Origin of the sequence: Amycolatopsis iheyensis (assembly GCF_024703995.1) — a bacterium.
GTDB lineage: Bacteria > Actinomycetota > Actinomycetes > Mycobacteriales > Pseudonocardiaceae > Amycolatopsis > Amycolatopsis iheyensis.
In genome coordinates this window covers 412375-428632 of the sequence record NZ_JAMXQV010000004.1, presented here as the reverse complement: position 1 = coordinate 428632, position 16258 = coordinate 412375, and the positions used below count along the sequence as shown (strand labels likewise).

The window sequence follows — 16258 nt, the reverse complement described above, 5'->3', positions numbered from 1 at the left end:
CACCGCCGACCCCGCCCGGAAGTGAAAACTTCACGTCTCGCGCAGGAGTCGTGCACACCGACGGTCATCGGCCGGGCCGGCGGGTGCCGGCCCGGCCGGCGATCACAAGGCTTCCTTCTTGGCCACCCCGCCGATCATGCGTCCGACGGTTTCGCCGTACTCGCCGTCGGCGTGCCACCGTCCCACCGGGACGATGCCGGGGGCCACGACGTCCAGGCCGGTGAACAGCTCCTTGACCACCGCGGGCTCGCGGAAGATCATCGGCGAGGTGGCTCGGTCGTAGCTCCGCTCCATGTCCGCCTGCTCGTTGCCGCGGTCCGGATCGACGACGAGGTGCGACAGCGCGAGGTAGGAGCCGGGCGGCAGGGCGGACAGGTACTTGTCGACCAGGGCCTGCGGGTCGTCCGGGCAGAAGTGCAGCACGGCCACCATCAGCAGCCCGACCGGCTCGCTGAAGTCGATGAGCTCCCGCGTGCGCGGGTGCGACAGCACCCGGTCCGGTTCACGCACGTCCTCGATCACGATGCGCGTGTCGGCGGAGTCGTCGGCGAGCAGGATGTCGCCGCCGTGCACCTCGACCGCCGGGTCATTGTCCACATAGAGCACTCGTGGCCGCTCGCAGAACCGCGCGGCGACCTGGTGGGTGTTCTCCATGCTGGGCAGGCCGGCCCCGAGGTCGACGAACTGGCGGACGCCGCGCTCGGCGAGGTACTGCACCGCCCGGCCGAGGAACGCGCGGTTCTCCCAGACCACGTCACGGGTCAGCTCCACCCCGACCTTGGCCATGACGGCGTCACCCGCCGCGCGGTCCTCGGGGTAGTTGCTCGAGCCGTGCAGGAAGTAGTCGTACATCCGCGCCGGCGACGGCCGGCCGAGCACGACGGAGTCTTGGGACTCGTTCGAGTTCATCTGGTCCTCCAGCTCACAGGTACATGGTGTTCGGTTCCAGACCGCACATGACCCGCCCGAACAGCTCGAAGTTGGTGTTGGGGTGCATGAGAGCGTGCTTGCTCAGTGCGTCGAGGTCGTGGTGGATGCGCTGGATGGCGACGTTCGTGTAGATCGAGGAACCACCGCTCGCGGCGGACAGGATGTCCACCGACTCCTTGGCGAGCTGCGCCATCCGCCCGAAGGAGCCGCGGTAGCGGACCCGGTCCTCGAGCTTCCACGGCTCACCCGCGGCGCCCTTGCCGTCGAGCATGTCGGCCATCTTGTAGGCGTGGTACTCGGCTTCTTCGAGCTTCAGCAGCGCCTCGGCGACCTGGAAGTGGGTGATCGGCGCCTCGGCCTGAGCGCTGTAGTCGGTGAAGGTGATCTTGCGCTTCGGGAGGCGGGCGAAGAAGTCCGCCTGCGCCGCTCGCGCGAGACCGAGGACCACCCCGATGAAGCCCGACGCGCCCGTCGGCAGCATCGGCTGGTTGAACAGCGGCGACTCCCGGTTGGCCTCCGACCGGTACTGGTTCCCCATGATCGCCGCCATCGGCAGGGTCCGCTCCCACGGAACGTGGACGCCGTGGGCGACCGAGGTGACGCTCCCGGTGCCGACCAGCCCGGAGGTGTGCCAGTCGTCGACGATCTCCAGCTCGGACATCGGCACCAGACCCGCGACGGGCCACAGGCTGCCGTCCGGCGCGGGGGCCATCGTGAGGATGACCTGCCAGCTGCTGTGCAGGGCACCGCTGAGGAAGGCCCACCGGCCGTCGACGACGAGTCCGTCCTCGGTCTCCGTGGCCGTCGCGGTCGGGCTGAGCACGACGCACACCCGCGACCGCTCGTCGGCGAACACCTCGTCCTGGACGTGGTCGGGGAACATGCCGGTCATCCAGGCGCCGATCGTCCACGCCGAGGCGTTCCAGGCGACCGACCCGTCGACCCCGGCCAGGATCGAGAGGACCTCGATCATGGTGCGGGTCGACGACTCGTAGCCGCCCAGCCGGGCCGGCCGCCGCATGTGCAGGATGCCCGCACGGGTGAGCGCCTCCACGGCGTCCTCGTGGAGTCGCCGGTTCTCCTTGCTCCAGTCGCGCAGGTCGGCCAGCTGGTCGCTGAGCGCCGCGGTGCGCTCGAGCAGGCCCTCCTCGGACGGAACGCTGATCACTTTCTCCATGTCTCCTCCTGCCGGGTGCGTTCGGCGCTTGCTGGGGCGCTCAGGACCGGGTCGGCGTGGCCGCCACGCGCTCGGCTTCGGATGCCTGCTTGGCGCGGATGATGTCCGCTGCCTTCTCCGCGATCATGATCGTGGGGGCGTTCGTGTTCCCCCGCGGGATCGTCGGCATCACCGAGGCGTCGACGACGCGCAGGCCGGCGACGCCGCGGACCGCGAGCTCGTCGTCGACGACCGCGCCCATCGCGCAGGTGCCGACCGGGTGGTAGATGGAGTGCCCGTAGCGGCGCGCGTAGTCGCGCAGGCCGGCCTCGTCGGTCGAGTCGGGCGTGCGGAACGCGGTCTCGGTGAAGCGGCGCAACGCGGGCGCACCGGCGATCTCGAGCGCGATCCGCAGGCCCTGCGCGGCCGCGGCCAGGTCGTCCTCGGTGGCGAGGTAGTTGTGCACGATCCGCGGCTTCGTGGTCGGGTCCGGCGAGGCGAGGCCGACCGACCCGCGGCTGCTGGGCGTGATCGGGGACGGCCCGAACGACAGCGCGTGCGCGGTCGGCACGCCGAGACCGTTGTCGACGAACATCACCGGCGCGGCCAGGAGCTCGATGTCCGGGGCCGGCAGGTCGGACCGGGTCCGGGCGAACCCGCCCGCCTCGGGGCCGTTCGAGGTCAGCGGACCGGTCCCGTCGGCCATCAGCCGCTCGACGTTCTCCGGCGCGCCGGCCGCGAGCAGGCTGATCGGCTCGGAGTGGGTGTAGATCAGCGGGATCAGCATGTGGTCCTGCAGGTTCTGGCCCACCTCCGGCCGGTCGACGACCACCGGGATCTCGAACGCCTGCAGCAAGCCGGCCGGACCGATCCCGGACAGCTGGAGCAGCTGGGGCGAGTTGTAGGTCCCGGCGCTCAGGATGACCTCGCGGCGCGCGTCGAAGCGCAGCTCGTCGTCCAGCCGGGCGCCGACGACGCCGGTCGCCCGCCCGTCCTCGATGACCACGCGGTGCACCTGGACGTTGGTCTCCACGGTCAGGTTCGGCCGGGACTGGGCGTGCAGGAACGCGGTCGCCGTGCTGACGCGCCAGCCCCCGCGCTGGGTCAGCTCGAAGAAGCCGACCCCGTCCTGGGCCCCGGCGTTGAAGTCGTCGTTGCGGTCGTGCCCGACCTCCACGGCGGCCTCGATGAACGCCTCGGACATCGGGTTGCGCGAACGTCCCGCGGCCACGTCCAGCGGGCCGCCGACGGCGTGGTGGGGCCCGGAGCCGCCTTCGTGGTTCTCCGAACGCAGGAAGTACGGGAGCACCTCGTCCCACGACCACCCGGGACGGTTCCAGCCGTCGTAGTCCAGGGCGTTGCCCCGGATGTAGATCTGGGTGTTGATCGAGCTGGTTCCGCCGAGCACGCGGCCGCGGGGCAGGTAGACGCGCCGGCCGTTCAGGTGCTCCTCGTCGTGGCTGTCGTAGTCCCAGTCGTACTGGGTCCGGAACAGCTTGGCGAACGCCGCGGGGACGTGGATGTTCTGCGAGCTGTCGGCCGGGCCGGCCTCGATCAGGCAGACGGTGACGTCGGGGTCCTCGGCGAGTCGCGACGCGAGCACGCAACCGGCCGAACCAGCGCCGACGATGACGTAGTCGTACATAACGCTCCTCCTGGTCCCTGCCCTCGGGCTCGGGACCGGTGTGCCGCATCCGGGATCGCTGACCACTGTGCGGCCCCGAGGGGCGGCCGGGCGTCTCACCGATTGCGCGAAGGAGCGGTGGACCTTGCGCGGCAATGGCCGGCCGAACGGTTTCGTTCGGCCGGCCATTGGTCAGCGCGTGGGAGGAGTCGTTCTTTCGTTAAACGCGTTCAGAAAGTGGCGATCGGGTTGACCGGGCTGCCGGACGTGCCGGCGAAGCGGACGGGGGCGACGGCGAGGTGGAAGTCCCACTGGCCGAGCTCGGCAGCCGTCTCCGCGCACGCTTCCAGGTCACAGTTGTCGAGCAGCCACAGGCCCATCGCGACCAGGCTCACGGCGTGCACCGGCATCATCACGTCTTCGTAGCCCGACGGCTGAACGTCTTGAGGGGTGTCGGCGCCGATCAGCGCGACCCCCCGCTCGTGCAGCCACGGCAGGCAGGACACGTGCCAGCCGGCCTGCGAGACGCCGCCGGCTTCGCCGCCTTCGTGCCGGACGCGGCCACCGCCGGTGCGCAGGAGCACCGCGTCGCCGGGGCGCACCTGCACGCCCTGGCGGCGTTCGGCTTCCTCGAGATCCTCGGGATACACGCCCTGGCCCGGCTCCAGCCAGGGCACATCGCGGACCTTCGCGACGTCCAGCAGGACACCCCGCGTGGTGATCCCGTTCGCCGCCGCCGTGACGGCCGCCCACGCCGACCCCGTCTCGGTGTCGACCAGCGAGTGCGGCCGCCCGTTGTAGGTCTTGCCGTCCCAGAAGATGTGGCACGGCGAGTCGACGTGGGTGATCGTGTTGCCGTGGAACATGAGGGCGAGCCGCTCGTTCGAAAAGCCCCAGCGCCGGTCGTTCTGGAACCCGGGCGTCGGGATGTCCTCGGCTCCCGGCATCTCGACGGCGTACGGGCAGCAGTTCGTCGACCGCTCCATGTCGTCCGGCACGGCGACATCCCACGCGCACGAAAGGCTCCTGCCGTGGCGCACGGCCCGCGCCGCCGCCAGCCGGACGTCGTCGGTGATGTGGTTCAGCGTGCCGAGCTCGTCGTCGTCACCCCACCGTCCCCAGTTCGACAGCGTGTCGAAGTACCCGAGCACCTCGTCCTGTGTGGGCGGCTTTCGCCCGGCCGTCGTCGTCACGCGGTCTCCTCGCCGGTCGCGTCGTAGCGCAGTTCGACCAGCTGCGAATCGGGCAGGACACGAGCGGACAGCAGTTTCAGGCCCGCTCGCGAACCGGAGTAGAGCTTGGACCCGGCACCGAGCACGGCGGCGCCGACGAGGACGATCAACTCGTCGACCAGGCCCTCGGCGAGCAGCGGGTTCCAGGTCGTCGCGCTGCCGAACATGAGCAGGTCGCCGCCGCTGCCTTGTTTGAGCCGCGCGATTTCTTTTGCGGCCTCGGAACGGGACACCACTCGTGTTTTCGCTGCCCAGGGGGCGTCGGGGTCGACCTCCATCGAATCGCTGATGACAACAGCATCCAGGGAGGTGACAAGTGCGGCGGTCTCGTGGTCGCGGTCGTTCTGCGACTCGTCGGCGGCGACGGCGGACCAGTGTTCCCAGTTGCCGGGGAACCACGTGCTGCCGTACACGAGCGTGCCCGCACGCTGCAGAAGGCCGAGGTTGTGCGTGTTGAAGGCATCCTCGAACGGCATCGGGGAGAGGTCCTTGCCGGGGCCTTCGTAATACCCGTCGAGGGACGTCAGGACAGAGACGATGAGCTTCGGCATGGCGCGATCCTAACGTGCGGAATGGCGGCACGCGAGCGGGATCGCCGTGGCAAACCGCGCCCGCTTCCCGGGCTCCGGCCGTTCAGCAACTGTGGAGTAGTCGGTACCCGAGCCGAATCGTATGGTTCCACCAGAAATGCCGACCGGCCAACGGAGGAGTGGGTCGTGAGTGACAGTAATGGCGACAGGGCGAAGCTTGTGCAAGCCGAACCCGGCTCTGGTATTGCGACATCACCACCAAGGCCGGCGGCGCTGAATTCGTTGACGGGGCTGCGTTTCGTCGCTGCCATCGGAACGTTCCTCTTTCACACGACGTTGTTGGTCAACCCGGTCAACCTCAGCTGGCCGGCGATCACCCCGTTCGCCGATCCCTCGCTGGCGAACTTTCTCACCCATGCCTTCAACTACACCGGCTTCGTCGGGCTGACCTTCTTCTTCGTGCTGAGTGGCTTCGTGCTCACGTGGTCGGCGAGCCCCGGCACCTCGGCACGGGCCTTCATCCGCCGCCGGCTGGTGAAGGTCTTCCCCAACCACCTGGTCATGTGGGCGGTGGTGATGATCCTGTTCGCCGGTGGCGCCGTCGCGTGGTGGGTGTGGCTGCCCAACATGTTGCTGCTGCAGTCGTGGTTCCCGAACTTCAAGATCAGCCAGAGCATGAACACCCCGGCTTGGTCGCTGTGCGCCGAACTGTTCTTCTACATGTGCTTCCCGCTGCTGTTCAAGCTCATCGCCAAGCTGAGCCCGCGCGGGCTGTGGATCGGTGCGATCGCGACAGTGGCCGCTCTCGCGGTGTACCAGACGACCGTGATGGCCGTCATCCCGGACAAGACCACCCCGGGACCGCCGCTCCTGGCCGACCTGCAGTACTGGCTCATCTACCTCTTCCCGCCCGCGCGCGTTTTCGAGTTCGTGCTCGGGATGTTCGTGGCGCGCATCGTCCTGGCCCGCAAGTGGATCCGGATCAGCCCGATGCTGGCGACGGTGATCATGGCCATCGGCCTGGGTGCCACTTACATCGTCCCGGTGCAGTACACGCTCAGCCTGGTCCAGCTCGTGCCGATCGGGATCGTGGTGGGTGCCTTCGCCAACGCGGACCTGCGTGGAACGCGAACCTTGATGCGCGGCCGGGTCATGGTGTTCCTCGGGAAGATCTCCTTCGGTTTCTACATGTGCCAGTGCGTGACGGTCTTCTGGTTCCGCGGGGTCACGGGCGGTCCGACGTTCTCCACGCCGGTCGGCGTGCTGATGCTGCTCGGTCTCCTCGCCATGACGCTGCTCGGTGGCTGGCTCTTGTTCCGGTTCGTGGAGTCGCCGATGATGCGCCGGTTCGGCCGCAAGCGGGACCGGCCCACGAAGCCGACCCGGCTGCCCGGCACCGACCCGGCACCTCGCGAAACCGGCGAGGCACCCAAGGCGGCATGAGCATCGGGATGTCGTAGCGGTGTTCACCGTCGATCCCCCACCCCCACCCGAAGGGCCGCAACCGAACCCGGTTGCGGCCCTTCATTTTGGCCGGCGAGCACCGAGAGGAGGACGAAGATGGTGAACGCGCACCCGACCGGCGGCTGGTTCATCCACGGCCCAGCCCGGCCCGGCCGCCTGAGGTTGATCTGCTTTCCGCACGGTGGCGGGGCGCCCGCGGAGTTCGCCCGGTGGTCGCGCCGGTTGCCGGGCGTGGAGATCAGCGCGGTTCAGTTGCCCGGCCGTGGTTCCCGCCTTTCCGAGCCGGTGCTGACCCGCATGGGCGAAGTGGTCGCCGAGGTGGCCGAGGTGCTGCCGACCGACGCGCCGTACGCGGTGTTCGGACACAGCCTCGGCGCGCTGATGGGTTACGAGGTCACCCGGCAACTGCGCCGCACCGGGCGCCGGCTGCCGGAGCAGCTGATCGTCTCCGGGTTCCCGGCGCCGTCGACACCCCGCACGGAACCACCCATCCACCACCTGCCCGACGACGACCTGCTCACCGAGGTGGCCCACAGACACGGCGGCCTCCCCACCGGAATCCTGGACGACCCCGAACGGAAGGCCACGGTGGCCCGCTACCTCCGTGCCGACTACCAGATCCTGGAAACGTACGAGTGGCGCGCGGACGCCCCCTTGCCCGTGCCGCTGACCGCGTTCGGCGGCCGCGAAGACACAATCGGCGCCGACGCACTGCGCGCGTGGCGTGCACATGTGACTGGCGAGATCGACCTGCGCTGTTTCCCCGGCGGGCATTTCTATTTTCGTCAGCACCAGGCGATGGTGTTGCGCGCACTGGCGACTGTCACGCGAACGGCTGTCCCGGGGGATCGGGCAGCGTAAGCCGTGCGGGAGCGTTGAGCACGTTGTTGCGGCGCCTGGTGCCGTCGGCCGAGCCAGTGCGCCTGGCCCGCACCTTTACGTGCTCAAGCCGCATCCGATGTGGACGGTGGGAGTTCGCCTCCTTCGCGTGCTGCGGTGGACCGGCGGTGGCGGCCTGGAGGCGGAGCGAGCCGCGGTGGGGCGGGGGTGCCGGGAAAGTCGAAGGGGTCGGTGGTGCCCGGGGTGTGCGAGGTGTCGGCCGTGTCGTGGGGGTAGCCGGCTGCCGCTTGGTGTTGGTGCGTGGCGCCGGGATGGGTGGCCGCCGCCTGGGTGCTCGGCTGGGCGCCTTCCGCCGCGACGTGAGGTCGCCTTGTTGTCGCCGCGGCTTCCGGACGTGGGACGGCTGCCGCTTCGTGTGAAGGCAAGGCAGCCGCGGAGCCGGCTGGGCGCGCCGCTTCCCTTGGCTCCGGCGGGCCCAGCGCGGAGCCCGCCCGGTCGTCCGCGGGTGGTGCCGCCGCGATCTCCGGTGTTGTGTACCGGCGCGGTGGAATGCCGAGGTGGTGCAGCTTCAGCAGGTGCCGCCTGACCAGGCCCGCCCGGCGGGCGTCTTCGAATGCCGCGCGGGCCGCGCTGTTGGTTCGCCTGCGATGGGTCCGGGCTTCGGATGGGTTGTCTTCCACGGTGGTTCGCCCTTCGCGTTCAGTCACTCGATCGGTCGCTCACTCGATCGTGGGATGTCGCCGCTTTCAAAGGTTCAGACCGGTGTCCGAGCTGTCGCTCTTCGTGAGGCCACCGGCTGATAACGAGTCCGTCTCGAGTGGAACTCGGGATGGTCCGCTCGACCGATCGGCCGCTGCTTCGATGGCCCGTCCGCCACAGGGGTGCGCGAAGCTCCGCCGTCCATTGTGGGCGTGGGATTGTCTGCCGGTGTGAGGCGGCTCTCGTCCGCCCGTGACGCCGTACGCGGCTTGCGTACGGCGTCTTCCCTGGTGGCGCCCCCGGCAGGACTCGAACCTGCGACCTAGAGATTAGAAGGCTCTTGCTCTATCCAGCTGAGCTACGAGGGCCCGCGCCGACGGCTGCTGCCGGTCGTGCCGGTCGCCCGGCACGGGCAGCTTAGTCGTCGCCATCCTCTCGATCGTTCGACACCGGCCAATCGTTTCAGGTCTCGTTCGACGTAATTCGGGAGTTCGGTCGCGGTGACGTCGCGATCGCCCGAATCGTGTCGGACTGACCTCGCTGGGTGACGATCACGCGCCTGGAGTGTGGCGCGCAGCCCTCCGTGGGCTCTAACCTGCGAACTAGAGATTAGAAGGCTCTCGCTCGCAGTACAGAGGCCACGGACGCCATCGGGGTCTCGATGGAGGCCCGTGGGCGCGCCACGCCGCAGAGGCGCGCCCACGGGATGGGGCCGCTGTCGGGGGAGCGGCCCCAAACGGGCCCGGCCGCCGCCGCGAGCCGGCTCTCCCCTGGAGCGGACGGCGGGTGCGGGCCCAGCTCAGGGCGTCATTCCCAGATCTGGATCCCGCGGACCAGGAACGGCGCGTCCGGTACGAACGTGCCGCCACCCGGATAGGTGATGAAATCTCCCTCCGTCGAGCATTCCTCGCTCTGGTACACCGTGACGTCCCGGCTCATCAGATTCGCGAACGACGACCCGGCGAATTCCGCCGGCAGGGGAATGCATTCGCCGGGATTCGCGGTGCGCAGGTCGAATCGCTGGGGCGTGCCGCCGTAGTCGTCGGCCGGCCAGAGGCAGAATTCGCCCTTCTGACAGCCGGGTTCGGAGGCGGCTTGGGCTGCTCCGGCGCTGGTCAGCAGCCCGGCCAGCGCCAGCACGAGCAGGACGGGCAGGTGGGATCGGAGCCGACGTGAAGACATGGTGGTTTCCCCTCGGGAGTCGCGGCCGGGCCGCGGTGAACGTGTGATTCCAGGTTGGCGGGCGGGGGAAGATTTGTCAGCCCGGGATTTCGTTTCTGTGGACAACCGGCCGTCGGAAGAATGGTTGTCCACAGGGGCGCGAGAAGGTCTTGCGAGCGCGTGGAGACGGTGCTAAGCGGGCCCCGTGCTCCCGCGCTCGACCAGCGAAACAGGCACTTCCACCGAGCCTGGAGCAGAGAGCGGAGCAGAAAGCGGGGCCGCGGCCAGCAGCTCCAGCACCAGCTCCCCGGCGATCCGCCCCTTGGCCGCGAGGTCCTGCCGCACGGTGGTCAGCCCCGGCGACGACCAGGTCGCCGGCGGGGTGTCGTCGAACCCGACCACGGACAGCTCACCCGGCACGTCGATGCCCAGCTGCGCCGCCGCCGCGAGCACCCCCAGCGCGAGCTGGTCGGACATGCACAGCAGCGCGGTCGGCCGCGGCGCCCGCCCGAGCAGCGCGAACGCCCCCGCCATCGCGCTTTCCGCGCTCAGCCCGGCCGCCTCCTCGACGACGACCGGCGCCGAACCCAGCTCGTCGAGGTACCCCGCGAGCCGTTCGCGCGTGTCGCGGAACGGGGCACCCTCGGCCTCGGCCCGGGAAAGTGGCCCGCCACCAGGCACGACGCGGCTGCACGCGGCGAAGATCCCGAACCGCCGGTGCCCGAGCCCGACCAGGTGCCGCGCGGCGAGCGCCGCCCCCGCCCGGTCCGCGCAGCCGATCCGCGCCACCCCGGGCAGCAGCGGCTGGTCGATCACCACGAGCGGCAACCCCCGCGCGCGCACCGAGTCCAGCGCCGGCGCCCCGTCGGCCAGCGAATACGCCACCGCGACGTCGGCCTGCACGCTCAGCACCCGCGCGGCCGGCGGCCCGCCGGGCAGGAGCAGCAGCGCGTGCTCGTGCGGGTCGACCACCCGCGCCAGCGCGTCCAGCGTCAGCGACAGCGCCGGGTCGGAAAACGCCGTCGACAGCGAGGTGTCCAGCAGGACGGCGATCGCCCCGGTGCGGCTCGTGGCGAGGCTCCGCGCGGTCGGGTCGGGACCCGCGTAGCCCAGCGAAGCAGCCGCCTGCAGGACCTGCGCACGCAGCTGCGAAGACAGCTGGTCAGGCCGGTTGTAGGCGTTCGACACCGTCGCCCGGGAGACGCCGACGGCCTCCGCGACGTCGTCGAGCGTGGGACGGCGCCGCCGGGTCATCCGCGCAGTCTAGCCGGATCTCCCTCGACTTTCTGAAGCGCTTCAGTCAAGCTGGGGCGATGCGAGACCGGACCGCGGTGTTCACCGTGTTCGCCATCAACGGGCTCGCGCTGGGCTCGTGGGCTTCGCGCACGCCGGCGCTGGCCGCCCAGGTGCACGCCGCGCCGGGGGTGTTCGGCCTCGCCCTGCTGGGCGCCAGCGTCGGGATGCTCGCGGCCGCTTCGGTGTCCGGCCGGCTCATCGAACGCGCCGGGGCCCGCGCGGTCGTCGCGGGGAGCACGCTGCTGGCCGCGGTCGCGCTCGTCCTGATCGGCTTCGCGCCCACCGTGCCGCTCCTGGCCGGCGCGCTGCTGGTGATCGGCGTGAGCGTCGGGCTGCTGGACGTCGCGATGAACGTCGCCGCGGTGGCCGTCGAGCGCCGGGTGCGGCGGCCGATCATGTCGGTCTTCCACGCGGGCTTCAGCGTCGGCGCGCTGGCCGGTTCGCTGGCCGCGGGCCTCGCCGCCGGCCACGGCTGGTCCCCGGCGCGCCACCTGGGCGTGGCCGCGGTCGTCGCCGTCGTGGTGCTGGTCTTCGTGGTCCGGGCGGTCCCGGGCATCCACCCCGAGCACGCCGGAGACTCCGCGGTGCCGGTCACGACCGCCGCCCGCGCGCCGATCCGGCGTCCGGTGCTGTGGCTGCTGGCCGCCGTCGCGCTCTGCTCGGCCATCGCCGAAGGCGCCTCCTCGGACTGGTCCGCGCTGCTGATGACGGCCGAACGCGGGGTCGGCCAGGGCGCCGCGGCGCTCGCGTTCGCCGGGTTCCAGCTGGTCATGGCCCTGACGCGGCTGGCGGGCTCGTGGGCGCAACGCCGGTTCGGCCCGACGCGCTGCCTCGCCGCGGGGTCGGCGCTGGCCGCGGCCGGGTTGTCCGCCACGGCGGCGATCCCGGTCGCCGCCGTCGGGTACGCCGGCTTCGCGCTGGCCGGCGCGGGTCTCGCCGCGTCGTTCCCGCTCGCGCTCAGCCTGGCCGGGGACGTCGGGAAGCGCGGCGACGGCGCCGGCGGCGAGCGCGAGATCGGCTTCGCCACGGCCATCGCCTACACCGGGTTCCTCGGCGGCCCGCCGATCGTCGGCGGCATCGCGCAGGTGACGAACTACGGCGTCGCGTTCGGGTTCGTGGCCGTGGTCGCCGCGCTGATCCTGCCCGCCGCTCTCGGCGCGCGCCGCGCCCGCCGGCGCGAGGAAGCCGCGCTGACGGTCGAATCGTGACAAACCCGGGGATCCGGGCGTCCGGGGGATGCGTCTGCTCCCGTACGGCCCCTACCGCCGAAGCCCCGTTTGACAGCCCGGAAGGGAGCGGGGCAAGCTGATCGCGTCGTAAGCTGAGATGAATGAACCGACGTTACAAGTTCAGGTGGGCTGGTCAGGGTAGGGGCCTTGACCCGGGGAGGACGTCGTGAGGGTTGTGCTGCTCGGCGGCGTGGGGGCGCTCGCCGGCGGAGCCGGGTTCCCGCTCGTGCAGGGGGCGGTGCCGAGGCTCGTGCTCGTGCCGGTCGCGTTCCGGCTCGCGTTGTTCCTGCAGGCCGTCTGGGCCGGGGGCCCGCTGGGTGCCCCGGTGCTCGGCCTCGCTGTCGTGCTCTACCTGCTGCCGAACCTGGCCGAAGTGGCCTGGGTCTTCCACCGCAGCACCGGCATCCGCCCGGTGCTCGCCGCCGACACCGCGTACACGCTCGCCACGAGCGTCGCCGCGGCGGCCTTCGCGCCCGGTCTGCTCGGCCTGACCTGGCCCAACATCATGGGCACGGTCATGATCTGGACGCTCTTGCGCGGCGCTCCGGCCGGGGCGATCGCCATCTCCGGCGCCGTGCTCCTGCGGTACGGCATGGCCGTGGTGTCCGGCACGTCGGCGCCGGCCACGTGGATCGTGCTCGCCCTCTTCGCGGCCGCCGCGACGGCGCTGGCGATCGTGCTCCTCGTCGCCGGGTCGATGCGGTTCGCGCACCGGCTGGGGGAGCAGCGCGGCCGGGCCGCCGAACGGGAGCGGCACCGGCGCGACGTCCACGACACCGTGCTGCAGGTGATGGAGTCGCTCGCGTTGCCCGCGCCCCGCGACGCCCTCGACCCGGTGGGCAGTCTCGACCAGGTGCGCAGCATCGCGAGGGCGCACGCCCTGCGGCTGCGCCTGAGCCTCGACGGCGACGCGTCCGCCGAGCCAGGCGGTCTCGAGCACCGGCTCGGCGCGCTCGCGGTCGAGATGACAGCGGAAGGCCTGCGCGTCGACCTCGTCGCCCTCGCGAAGCCGGCCGACGTCCCCGAGAGCGTCGTCGACTCGTTGCACGACGCGGCTCGCGAGGCGCTGCGAAACACTTTGAAGCACGCGAAGACGCACAAAGCCGTGATGTGCCTCGAAGAACACGACGGCGTGGTCACGCTCTCCGTGCGCGACCACGGAACGGGCTTCGACCCGAAGGCGCGCCGCGCCGGCTTCGGCATCGAAAACTCGATCCACGCGCGGCTGGCCGAGATCGGCGGCTCGGCCCGGATCGACTCGGCGCCCGGCCAGGGCACCCGCGTCGTGCTGACCGCGCCGCTAGAGCTGCGTTTCCCCGTCGGGTGAGTCCCGCCACTGGGCGAACGGGCGGTCGAGCGACCACTTGCCGTCGTGTTCGTCCAGGACGCGGTATTCGCAGGTCGCCGGGTTGGACAGCGACTCGAACAGCTCGATGCTCCAGCCGAACAGCCGGCGGCACAGCAGCCGCAGCGTGAGCCCGTGCGAGACGATCAGGACCGCGCCGGGGTGATGTTCGTCGCGCTGCCGCAGGTCCGACAGGAACGCCGCGACGCGGTCGTCGACGTCCGCGCCCGACTCGCCGAAGGGCAGCCGGTAGAAGAAGTGCCCGAACTCGTGCCGCCGCGCCTTCTGGATCTCCTGCTCGGCCGGGTCCTGCAGGTTGCCCCAGTCCTGCTCGCGCAGCCGCGGCTCCTGCAGCAGCCGCTCGCACGAAGCCTCGATGTCCAGCAGCCGCAACGTTTCCCGGGTGCGCAGGTACGGGCTGACGTAGACCGCGGGCCGCGCGCCGTCGAGCAGCCGGGTGATCTCCGGCGCCACGGCGAGCGCCTCCCGGCGGCCCTTCTCCGTCAGCGGCAGGGCGTGGTCGGGGATCCGCGTGTAGGCGAGCTCGTCGACGTTGCCGAGCGACTCGGCGTGCCGCAGCAGGATCATCTTCACGGCCCCATCCTGCCCGTCACACGGGCCTGACCGGGGCTGGGCATACCCTCAGGGTGTGTCCGAGCAGTCCGTGCCGAAGTCCGACGTCCCCACGCAGCGCCGGGCGAGCGTGCTGCCCCTGCTCTCGGTCGGCGTGCTGCTGGCCGCCGTCGTCGCGATCGGGCTGATCGCCCTCACCGGCGGGGCCGGGTACGTCATCGCCGGCCTGCCGGATCCGGGCCTGGTCACCAAGTACGGCATCACCGTGATGCGCGTGCTGTCCGAAGCCGCGTCGGTGATCTGCGTCGGCTCGCTGCTGCTCGCCGCGTTCCTGGTGCCCCCGCAGAAGTCCGGCACGCTCGGCCCCGAGGGCTACGGCGCCCTGCGCGCGGCCGGCGTCGCCGCCTGGGTGTGGTTCGGCGCGGCCCTGCTCTCGGTCGCCTTCACCGCCGCCGACACCGCCGGGAAGCCCTTCGGCGACGTCCTGGACCCGCAGACGCTGCTCGACCTCGTGGGCGCCATCGAGCAGCCGAAGGCGTGGCTGTGGACCGCCCTGATCGCGATCCTCGTCGCGCTCGGCTGCCGGCTCGCGCTGTCGTGGGGCTGGACGGCGGTGCTGTTCTTCCTGGCGATCGGCGGGCTCGTCCCGGTGGCGGTCACCGGCCACTCCGCCAGCGGCGGCGCCCACGACGTCGCCACGAACAGCCTGCTGTTCCACCTCGTCGCCGCGGCGCTGTGGGTCGGCGGGCTGATCGCGCTGCTGGCGCTCGGCTACCGGCGCGGCGGCCACCTGAGCCTGGCCGCGCAGCGGTTCTCGCGGCTGGCTCTGGTCTGCTGGATCGTGATGGCGATCTCCGGCGTGGTCAACGCGCTGGTGCGGATCGGCCTGAACGACCTGTTCACCACCGACTACGGCCTGCTGGTCGTCGCCAAGACGGTCGCGCTGCTCCTGCTCGGCGTGTTCGGCCACCAGCAGCGGCAGAAGGGCGTCGCCGACCTCGTCGACGGCAAGGGCGGCGCGCAGCTGCTGCGCCTGGCCTCCGTCGAGATCCTGATCATGTTCGTCACCATCGGCATCGCCTCCGGGCTGGCCCGGACGCCGCCACCGGCGGACGCGATCACCCAGCCGTCGACGACCGAGCTGCTGATCGGCTACGACCTCGACGGCCCGCCGACCTGGTGGCGCCTGCTCCTGGACACCCGCTTCGACCTCGTCTACGGGACGCTCGCGCTCGTGCTGGGCGGGCTGTACCTCGCCGGGGTCCGGCGGCTGCTGCGCCGCGGCGACACCTGGCCGGTCGGCCGCACGGTCGCCTGGATCGCCGGCTGCGTGGTGCTGCTGATCGCGACGTCGTCGGGCATCGGCCGCTACTCGCCGGCGATGTTCAGCGTGCACATGGGCAGCCACATGCTGCTGTCGATGGTGACGCCGGTGCTGTTCGTGCTCGGCGGGCCGGTGACGCTCGCCCTGCGTGCCCTGCCGGCCGCGGGCAAGGACAGCCCGCCGGGGCCGCGCGAGTGGCTCGTCGCCGCCGTGCACTCCCCGGTGTCGCGGTTCCTCACCCACCCGGTGGTCGCGCTGCTGCTGTTCGTCGGCTCGTTCTACGCGCTGTACTTCTCCGGCCTGTTCGACAACGCGCTGAACTACCACTGGGCGCACCTGGCGATGAACGCGCACTTCCTCCTCGCCGGGTACGTCTTCTACTGGCCCGTGATCGGCGTCGACCCGGCGCCGCGGCGCATCCCGTACCTCGGCCGGCTCGGCATGATGTTCGCCGCGATGCCGTTCCACGCGTTCTTCGGCGTCATCCTGATGAGCAAGCAGACCGTGATCGGGCAGGCGTTCTACAGCCAGCTGCACCTGCCGTGGGTCGCCGACCTGCTGTCGGACCAGCGGCTCGGCGGCGGCATCGCCTGGGCCTCCGGCGAGATCCCGGTGCTGCTCGTGCTGATCGCGCTGCTGGTGCAGTGGTCGCGCCAGGACGAGCGCGAGGCCAAGCGGCGCGACCGGCGCGAAGCGGTGACCGGGGACGAAGAGCTGAACGCCTACAACGCCATGTTGAAGAACCTCGCGGACGGGAAACGACCCTCGGGGTCGAGTTGAGGTTGAGGGCTGCGGATCGGGTGCCGCGAGCGCCGGAAACCGGACGATCCGATGCTCCCGCCGTGATCCGGGACT

General features: G+C 71.1%; 13 protein-coding genes and 1 tRNA gene. 5 read left to right on the top strand and 9 right to left on the bottom strand.

Translation table 11 applies throughout. From position 1 onward, the window contains the following. Nucleotides 1-102 precede the first annotated feature (102 nt). The 5 genes from M8542_RS11755 to M8542_RS11735 all read right to left on the bottom strand — a co-directional run bounded on the left by M8542_RS11755 (nucleotide 103) and on the right by M8542_RS11735 (nucleotide 5493). Nucleotides 103-909: an SAM-dependent methyltransferase gene (locus M8542_RS11755; RefSeq protein WP_257920105.1), complete on the bottom strand. Its 807-nt coding sequence runs from the start codon at nucleotides 907-909 to the stop codon at nucleotides 103-105. Nucleotides 910-922: 13 nt separating this feature from the next. Further along, nucleotides 923-2107 (bottom strand): acyl-CoA dehydrogenase family protein, encoded by a 1185-nt coding sequence (locus M8542_RS11750; RefSeq protein WP_257920104.1) that lies wholly within the window; start codon nucleotides 2105-2107, stop codon nucleotides 923-925. A gap of 40 nt (nucleotides 2108-2147) precedes the next feature. Then, the gene (locus M8542_RS11745) at nucleotides 2148-3731 is read right to left on the bottom strand and encodes a GMC family oxidoreductase (RefSeq protein WP_257920103.1); all 1584 of its coding nucleotides are present in this window, start codon (nucleotides 3729-3731) and stop codon (nucleotides 2148-2150) included. A 209-nt stretch (nucleotides 3732-3940) separates the two neighbouring features. Continuing rightward, nucleotides 3941-4903: a cyclase family protein gene (locus tag M8542_RS11740; protein ID WP_257920102.1), complete on the bottom strand. Its 963-nt coding sequence runs from the start codon at nucleotides 4901-4903 to the stop codon at nucleotides 3941-3943. Then, nucleotides 4900-5493: a dihydrofolate reductase family protein gene (locus M8542_RS11735; RefSeq protein ID WP_257920101.1), complete on the bottom strand. Its 594-nt coding sequence runs from the start codon at nucleotides 5491-5493 to the stop codon at nucleotides 4900-4902. The genes M8542_RS11740 and M8542_RS11735 overlap by 4 nt, the downstream gene beginning before the upstream one ends. A 261-nt stretch (nucleotides 5494-5754) precedes the next feature. Between M8542_RS11735 and M8542_RS11730 the strand changes: the two genes are divergently transcribed. Further along, nucleotides 5755-6915: an acyltransferase family protein gene (locus M8542_RS11730; protein ID WP_257920100.1), complete on the top strand. Its 1161-nt coding sequence runs from the start codon at nucleotides 5755-5757 to the stop codon at nucleotides 6913-6915. A 117-nt stretch (nucleotides 6916-7032) separates the two neighbouring features. After that, the gene (locus M8542_RS11725) at nucleotides 7033-7797 is read left to right on the top strand and encodes a thioesterase II family protein (RefSeq protein WP_257920099.1); all 765 of its coding nucleotides are present in this window, start codon (nucleotides 7033-7035) and stop codon (nucleotides 7795-7797) included. Nucleotides 7798-8766: 969 nt separating this feature from the next. On the opposite strand, the gene M8542_RS11720 is transcribed toward M8542_RS11725, so the two are convergent. The 3 genes from M8542_RS11720 to M8542_RS11710 form a co-directional block, all read right to left on the bottom strand. After that, nucleotides 8767-8843, bottom strand: a tRNA-Arg gene (locus M8542_RS11720). A 439-nt stretch (nucleotides 8844-9282) separates the two neighbouring features. Then, nucleotides 9283-9657 carry a peptidase inhibitor family I36 protein gene (locus M8542_RS11715; protein WP_257920098.1) on the bottom strand — a complete coding sequence of 125 codons (375 nt, stop codon included), beginning with the start codon at nucleotides 9655-9657 and terminating at the stop codon, nucleotides 9283-9285. Between the two features lie 171 nt (nucleotides 9658-9828). Beyond that, nucleotides 9829-10890: a LacI family DNA-binding transcriptional regulator gene (locus M8542_RS11710; RefSeq protein ID WP_257920097.1), complete on the bottom strand. Its 1062-nt coding sequence runs from the start codon at nucleotides 10888-10890 to the stop codon at nucleotides 9829-9831. 59 nt (nucleotides 10891-10949) lie between these two features. On the opposite strand from M8542_RS11710, the gene M8542_RS11705 reads away from it, so the two are divergent. Together M8542_RS11705 and M8542_RS11700 are read left to right on the top strand one after the other, a co-directional pair. Next, complete coding sequence (locus M8542_RS11705; protein ID WP_257920096.1) at nucleotides 10950-12140, top strand: MFS transporter; 1191 nt, start codon at nucleotides 10950-10952, stop codon at nucleotides 12138-12140. Nucleotides 12141-12336: 196 nt separating this feature from the next. Then, the gene (locus M8542_RS11700; RefSeq protein ID WP_257920194.1) at nucleotides 12337-13488 is read left to right on the top strand and encodes a sensor histidine kinase; all 1152 of its coding nucleotides are present in this window, start codon (nucleotides 12337-12339) and stop codon (nucleotides 13486-13488) included. On the opposite strand, the gene M8542_RS11695 is transcribed toward M8542_RS11700, so the two are convergent. Beyond that, entirely contained in the window at nucleotides 13462-14100 is a 639-nt protein-coding gene (locus M8542_RS11695; RefSeq protein WP_257920095.1) for a histidine phosphatase family protein, read from the bottom strand. The two genes, M8542_RS11700 and M8542_RS11695, sit on opposite strands and share 27 nt — an antisense overlap. A gap of 55 nt (nucleotides 14101-14155) precedes the next feature. Here M8542_RS11695 and M8542_RS11690 point away from each other — a divergent pair, with 55 nt between their 5' ends. After that, nucleotides 14156-16183: a bifunctional copper resistance protein CopD/cytochrome c oxidase assembly protein gene (locus M8542_RS11690; protein ID WP_257920094.1), complete on the top strand. Its 2028-nt coding sequence runs from the start codon at nucleotides 14156-14158 to the stop codon at nucleotides 16181-16183. Nucleotides 16184-16258: the final 75 nt, after the last annotated feature.